This is a genomic window from Clostridium lundense DSM 17049 (assembly GCF_000619945.1).
Classification (GTDB): domain Bacteria; phylum Bacillota; class Clostridia; order Clostridiales; family Clostridiaceae; genus Clostridium_AO; species Clostridium_AO lundense.
In genome coordinates this window covers 34,358-42,089 of the sequence record NZ_JHVC01000028.1, presented here as the reverse complement: position 1 = coordinate 42,089, position 7,732 = coordinate 34,358, and the positions used below count along the sequence as shown (strand labels likewise).

Genomic DNA, 7,732 nt, shown 5'->3' with positions numbered 1-7,732 from the left:
ATTGCGTGCATTTTCTACATCAGTACGCTCATATGGAGAATACCCTAAATGGTTATCCATCTCAGCTGCAAGCATGCTTTCAATAGTACCTCCAAGAAGGTCTTTTAATGCGTCTTGAATGTCCTCAGCAGATTGAATGTCATACTCCCTAATTAAATCAGCAATAATATTCTTTTTTCCCTCTGTTAATCTTTCTTTTCTCTTACCCATAACAAAACAGCCTCCTATGATATTTATATTTTATCATAGAAAGCTGCTATATTTTGTAATTTACAGACTTTTTTTCACAGACTCGTTATATTTGGTATTTTTCTTATTATAGCTGCAGTTAATAGTGGAGAAATTTTTGCATATGCTGGTATTGTACTAGCCATTGTATCAATTATTTTTATTATATATGTAAATATAAAATTTAGACGAAAATAATACTCTCCAAATAAGCAAAAATAAGCTTTCAATATATAGACAAATATATTCAAAGCTTATTTTTTATGCTATATTTAAATACAATACATATTAAACTATCTTTATTTTACTCAGCATGCTTATACAAAATTACACTTTCAATATAGTTTATATATCTTCTTAATTCATTAGATTGTTCTCTAGTAATTTCCCCTAACTCATACATTTTGCGAATCTCTGAACGTTCCATGTCCATTGCTTTTATTCTTAATTCTTCCTTTTGTTCTACGCTTTCTTCATTGTATTTTATCATTGTTCCTTTTAATCTATTAATCATGTTCTTGTAATCTAAAATCACCACCTTGGCAGCTTCTGATCTGTCATGACTCTTCACATATTCCTCTAAGGACTTAATTGCCTTTTGAAAGGCTTTTAGTTGAATATCTTTTACTAATCCTAAATTATTTATTTTAGTATCTTTTGGTTTATGATGATTTCCATAAAAACGCTTCCACCATCTTATTAATTTTCTTATAAGATACATGGTATCTTGGTGAGTATTATATAAAAAGACTTCTTCTCTGTAGTCAAAAGATTTATCCAAAGCCTTAAAGACCGCTTCGTTCACTTCTCCTTTATCCATTAATTCATAAACATATCCTCTTTCTGCTTCTAACCCTATTAGTCGTATTTCTGCTATTTCTTGTTGATAAAGATCTGTCTTTTGTATCATTGAATCTTGCTGCAATAGATGATTTTCAGATATCTTCTTATATTCATTAATTAATTCATAGGCTACAGCTTCATTTTTCTCATTTATTTCTGACTCAATAGTTTTAATACTAGCTAATAAAAGTTTTTTCTTTGCTTTACTTAGATTATTATCATCAAGACTTTCCTCTTCCACTAATTCTTGTTTACTTAAAATGGGCAAAGCCACTGTTGCAACTACTAATGTAAATAATATTACACCAGCAGTTAAAAAAAGTATCAGTGATCGTTCTGGAAAAACTTCTCCGTTGTCTAGGAAAAAAGGAATTGATAAGACTCCTGCCATTGTAACCGCACCTCGAACACCCGTTAAGCTAGTTAACAAAGCCATTTTCATATTGGGTTCTTCAATAATTTCAACTTTATTTAAACGATATTCATAATAAGCAAATAAATAAGACCAAACAAAACGAATTGCTAAAATAACAAGCCCAATAGCAATAACATATCCCACAGCCTTCCAATTCCCTATATTGGGACTAGCTATTGTTTCAGTCATTGATAGTGGGATATTTAATCCTAATAATAGAAACACAATTCCGTTTAACACAAATAAAATAATTGACCATAAGTTTTCTGTAAGAACTTGCTCTTCAGCTATCCTAGTTTCTGTTTTTTCCTTTATTAATGAATGAACAATCCCTGCCACTACTACTGCGATAACTCCTGATGCATGTAAGAGTTCTTCTGTTATAATAAAAATACCAAAGGGAGTTAGTATCTGAAACAAGGAGTGAAATATTACATCATTTATTCCCTCTTTACGCAAAATGAATCTCACTAGCACCACAAGCAAAGCCAAAACTAAACCTAAAATAGCACCTGCCAAAAATACATATGAAAAATTTAAGATTGCTTTTTTTAAGGAAAAATAATTGGTTACTACAGCAGCTATTGCATAATTAAAAGCTACTATACCAGATGCATCATTTATTAAAGATTCTCCCCTAACAAGATTTAATATTTTTTCAGGTATATGAATGCGCTTTGCAATTCCATTTACAGCCACAGGATCAGTTGGTGATAAAATAGCTGCTAATGCAAATGCTGCAGCAAGGGGAATCTCCGGTATCATCCAATGAATAAAATATCCTCCTCCAATAGTAGTTAAAAGAACTAATATAAGAGAATTTCCTAATATTGACCATCTCATTTTCCACAATTCATCTCTTGGAAAGTATTTTCCATCATTGTACAAAATGGGTGCTACAAATAAAAGAAAGAACCATTCTTCTTCTATCTCAAAGTAATTATGTTTAAAAATTAATGTAAGAATAATCCCCAAAGCAATTTGAGTTAAAGCTGTAGGAATAGATGGGATGTAGTGACTAATAATATTTGAAATTAGTAAACATACCATAAGCGATAATATTGTCATTAATAAATTCATGTAAACTCACCTTTCTTAGTACTGTCTATAAACTATATATTGTTCAATATCACATATATAATTCAATATAATATTCCTTAAATAAACAAAAATAAGCTTTCAATATATAAACAAATATATTCAAGCTTATTTTTCACACTATATTTAATTACAATACATATTTGGTGGAGCCCTCACCTAACAAAAACACCACCGCCTGTAAAGAGCTTTTTAAACTATTTGCAGGCGATGGATATGTATAGTGGAGGCGAATCACCACCTTTCAAATTCACCATTAATAAATATCTTATTTATTTTCTTTAAAATAATCATCTATTATCTTTTTAATATTCTCGTAACCAATACAATCATATTGATCATAGCTAACTAGAATATTTATAAATAAGTCCTCTACTTCTTTAACTCTATATTGAGATAAGAATTTAACACATATATCCCATATACTTTGGAATCCATTTGAAGAAAGAATCTTAAAACATAAATCCTTAGCTTTTGCTTTGTTGTTAACTTTTAAATTATAAAATATATACTCTAATTCTTCTAAAGGATACTCTCCTATATAATTTAGTAATTCTGCTATCTTTTCATCAGAAGTATCTTGAGCCAAATTTGATAAAGCTATATCTTCATAATTAGGAAAATCGTTCTTAGGTTTACCTATATTAATTGGCATAGTATGTTTTTCTTCTAAAATTATCTTCTTATATTCATTTCTACTACCTGTATTTTTCTTATTGTAATAATGCTTTATGTCTTTTGTATCACTCAACCTACTAAAAGGAATATCATTTCCTAAATAATTAATACCCTCCTCACCAGTATTATAATTTTTATAAGAACAAGGTTTTATTATTGTAATACAGCTAAGAGTTTTTCCTTCTAAATAAGAAGCTGTTGCTTTATGATGCCCGTCTATCAATAATGACATAAAAGCTCTTAATTCAATAGCAATACCAAACAACTTTTCACCATTTCTAATTTTTTCTCTATAGTATTCTACTCTCTCATTGTTATAACAATTAGTTCCCTGGGATGGAATCATAAACTTAGGTGCTCCACAAATTGTTCCATAATCATGCAAATAAAAATCCGCACTTGCATTATAATTTTTGTTCTTCCCATCTAAATTCCAAAAATAATTTCCTTCGCCATCTGTAGGAATTAATTCTATTTCTTTTAATACATAATAACCATCATTTAGTAAAACTAGTATGGGCTTAATTTTTTCAAATCCATCTTCTATACTTTGTATTGTATTAATATTATTTAAAACCTGAACTACTTTACTATCAACTTTCTCTCTACCTTCGGCTAACTGAATCATGGCAGAACAAGTTGGACAATATTCTGTATTGCCCATAATCAATGGTATATCCCCTAAAAAATAGGTCATTTTTATTTCATCATCTTTATTCTTAACAAAACTCATATTTAATTTTCCAAGTCCATTTTTTACTCTAAATAGAATTTCTGAATCATTTAGAATTTGGATTTGTTCTACTTTTGAGTTTCTTAACATGATTTTCCCCCTTAAAATTTTGAATTATCAGTATGTAACCTAGACCTTCTATATCTTCGAAATAAACTCAAAAATCCTTATTTTAAAGTGCACATTTTACTCTATTGCCGTCCAAATATCTAATGCAAGTGATTGAATATTAAGGTCAGGATGATTTCTATATAACTTCAACCTATTGGCACAATCTTCTCTCCACAATAAAGCATTTCCAGCAGCTTCAAGTAAAGAAAGTCCTATAAATTGAGATTCATAAAAGCCTTCACACCATAATATATCAACAATTTGTAGTATTATTTCTGGATTCCAGTATCCTTTGTCATCTTTTAAATTCTTCATAATGTCTCTATATGCATTGTTTATAAGGTATGGTTGATTTTTAATACAATTTGCAATACTTTTTATATACTGAGTAGATTCATCTACATTATTCCAATCAATTGAAGCTATATAAAATTTCACTACAACATATTTTAATGTGTCATTTGCTGCAATACTATTAATAATTTCCATATACAAAGATGTAAGGTTTAAACGTGTAAGATTTGGTAAGGATATAAGTTTATCTGTTAACTTCATTAAACGCTGCCTATGAGGTAAATCTCTTTGGTTATTAGCATTCCACTTCTGAGCTATTGTGGCGCTAGATAAATCTTTAAAAATCCTTATTACAAATTCATTGACCTTACCATCACGGCATGTTTCCACTAAAGTATTCATGGCAGCATTCCACCTAGTACTATCTTCAACATCAGTAATAGCCTTTGCTGTGGCTTTGGCAATTATTTCTTCATTTACATTTGTCCAACGCCTCATGCAGCTAAAAGCTTCTCGTCCAACTTCTGCATCTATATGGTTTGCAATCTTAATTATTAATTCTAAATATAAAGCTCTATATTCTTCTGGAAGTTCATCTGGAGCTTGATATAATAAACTTTTTACAACATCACTTTCGGATGAACAAGCCATAGTATTTAAAATATTCCACCCACGTTCATCATCTAAAAATTCTCTGGCCGCATGTCCTATTGCAATTAGTACATCTTTATGCAAATTTGCTTTTTCAAATTCATTTACCAGTAATAAAATGCTATCACTGGTTCTATAAGCACCAAGCAACCTAACAGCCTCTTTTCTAACAGTGATTTTAAGCTTGTCCCGTTTTAAAAGTTCCTTAAGCATTGAAGTTACAAGAGATGGACTCATTTTACGAACACATCTAGGTATAGAATACATTGCCACACGTGCCCTGTCCCCATCTAAATTCTCCAAGAGAATTGAAAGTGCCTTTTCAGGCTCTTGAGTAAGTGATAATGCATGAAGTGCAGCTTCCACTATAGCTACTTCTTTGCCCTTTAAAAGATCTTCCACTTTGCTTGAAGAGAAATCAGGCATCCCTGCAATTATTCTTATAGCTCTTGAACGTTCCCAAAGACTGCGTTTTGAATCAGATGCAATTTTTTCTAGTATAATCCCTAAAGAATTTTGCTGACGTGGCAGCCACCTATTAAATCCATTATCAGCTGGCACAACATAAATTGTTTTACCAGTTAGAAATCTACCTCTGATAACATTGCCAGAAATAAATGGATCTAACCATTCTTGACGTGTGTAGTGTAAATGTAAAAACACTTCATCTATTGTAATAAAGGATTTATCCAAAGCTAGTAATTCCTTAACTCTTTCATCACGTGTTTTTTTATCTGCAAGCCAATATCTTACTGCTTGTATTGCTATACTATCTGGTTTAGCAGTTATGGCCTGTCTTAATAAATTTTGAAGTTTTATTATGTTATAACCTCTTTTTCCTAATGAATCTGCTATATCAATTGTAAAGTTGTAATTTTCTCTTTTATTTGCCTCAACAATTAATGGGTAAAGCTCTTCAAACAATATCTTTTCCGCACCTCTTGGTAAATTTTTTTCAAGTGATGGTAATGCAAGTTCTCCTGTTTTCTTTGCTAGCTTTATAATTGTGCTTATAGAAAATTTAAAAATCTCGCTTTGAGGATTTGATATATTATATCTCATAATATTAAAAGCTAATCTTTGTGTTGCATACAGTGTGCCATATGAAGTATCTCTAGCCTCGTTGACACTATCAATAAGTAAAGTGAGTTCTTTTGTATTCTCATCTGTAAAAATAGATGGTGGACAATCTGAAAGCTTGTTAAGCACTGCATTTCGCACAGGATCTTGATCATTTTTGATACGGCCTAAAAACACTAATGTATCATGAACGCCATGTCTTGATAATGCAGTACTCACAATAAGCCCCGCAAGTGCCCTTCCACGCTCATCTGCACTTGAGGCTTGTGCTGCTTTTTGAAGCATTTCCCTTGAATTATCAATATGACGACATGCAGTAATCATAATATTCTTTTCTTTGTTATCATAAATTCCACGAAGGCCAAGCATTCTAGCAGCTTCCCTATCACGCAATTTATTTGGCAAGCTGCACAATAGCGCTTCTGAAAAAATTCTTTCCTTACGTTCATCTTCTTCATACACAGCTTCAAAAATCTCTTCCCTATTTGAAGGTGCTATATAATAAAGTAATTTTACTATATGAAAAGGACTATCCCCTAGCAATTTTGCTAATCCAATCCATTGATCTTTTGATAGATAATTTTTTCTTTTCAAAATGCCCTCTGGCACTCCATATGAAATAAGTTCCTTTCTTGATTCATTTCCTACAAGTAACATATAAACCTTGTTAGGATTTATACGGACTAAAGTACCAATTTGTTTTTTTAACGCTAAATATATTACATTCATTGGCCCTAAGTTTATTGCACAATCCAATATAAAATCTGCATTTGACATGCACAAAGTTTCCATTGCAGATGAAAATCTATACCAAACATAAATCCTTTTCCCAACGGTTGCTTTCTCTAAAGCTGTCTTAAAATACTCTAAAACTATATCAGAATGATGAGCTGCTAATCTACACCAATTTGTTATTGCATATCCAATCTTTATAATCCACTCCTCAACAGTTTCTTTAGAACATGCTGGTAATAAAATAGCTGCTTCTTTTGCTCCCCATTTAGAATATACAAAAGGTAATAATTTATCTGCTGCACTTTGGCGATTTATAATTGAAATATTATGTAGTAATTTTCGACGGCAATCATAAGATAAATTTATTATTTCACCTTCAATATCATTATCTGAAGCTACTTTTGCTAAAAGTCCTACTGCCTTATTTCTAACACTATATGCAGGATGTTTTAATGCTGCCAAAATAATACTTATATCTTTTGTTACACCTGCACCGATTAAAGCAAGACTTGCTTCATACGCACCATCATCTAATAATGAAGAAAGTAATTTTGAATACTTCTTGGATCCATTATTATCACGACCTAATAATGCCATTTTATTTGCTCTATCTGAATATGCTAATGAATCTAATTCTTTAAGTAGATTCTTTTTATCCATAATATCTTTACTAAAAATCATATTTTTCCTCCCCATTGTTTACATACTAACTTTCCATTATTATTCTATAATACCATAACATTCAATACATATTTTAATCTATTATATAATTTATTTAAAGACAAAAACTTTGCAATTTCCTTAAACATTTTTCATAAAAAAATGAGCCACTATAGTTATAAAAACTATACTGTGCTCATTATTCA

The 7,732-nt window shown here is 30.6% G+C and carries 4 protein-coding genes; all 4 read right to left on the bottom strand.

The genetic code is table 11. The features are described 5' to 3' along the window. The coding region (locus T514_RS0120465) for a transposase (RefSeq protein ID WP_027626429.1) at window positions 1-210 on the bottom strand (210 nt) is incomplete at its 3' end. Between the two features lie 322 nt (window positions 211-532). After that, complete coding sequence (locus T514_RS0120460; RefSeq protein ID WP_027626428.1) at window positions 533-2,566, bottom strand: Na+/H+ antiporter; 2,034 nt, start codon at window positions 2,564-2,566, stop codon at window positions 533-535. A 286-nt stretch (window positions 2,567-2,852) separates the two neighbouring features. Next, a complete protein-coding gene (locus T514_RS0120455; RefSeq protein WP_084284793.1) occupies window positions 2,853-4,085 on the bottom strand; it encodes a cytoplasmic protein in 1,233 nt (410 codons plus the stop codon). A 96-nt stretch (window positions 4,086-4,181) separates the two neighbouring features. Further along, window positions 4,182-7,547: a hypothetical protein gene (locus tag T514_RS0120450; protein WP_027626426.1), complete on the bottom strand. Its 3,366-nt coding sequence runs from the start codon at window positions 7,545-7,547 to the stop codon at window positions 4,182-4,184. Between the last annotated feature and the right edge of the window lie 185 nt (window positions 7,548-7,732).

Excerpts from the sequence above, each read along its gene's own strand:
- T514_RS0120450 (WP_027626426.1), bottom strand. The coding sequence starts at position 7,547 with ATGATTTTTAGTAAAGATATTATGGATAAAAAGAATCTACTTAAAGAA.
- T514_RS0120455 (WP_084284793.1), bottom strand. The coding sequence starts at position 4,085 with ATGTTAAGAAACTCAAAAGTAGAACAAATCCAAATTCTAAATGATTCA.
- T514_RS0120460 (WP_027626428.1), bottom strand. The coding sequence starts at position 2,566 with ATGAATTTATTAATGACAATATTATCGCTTATGGTATGTTTACTAATT.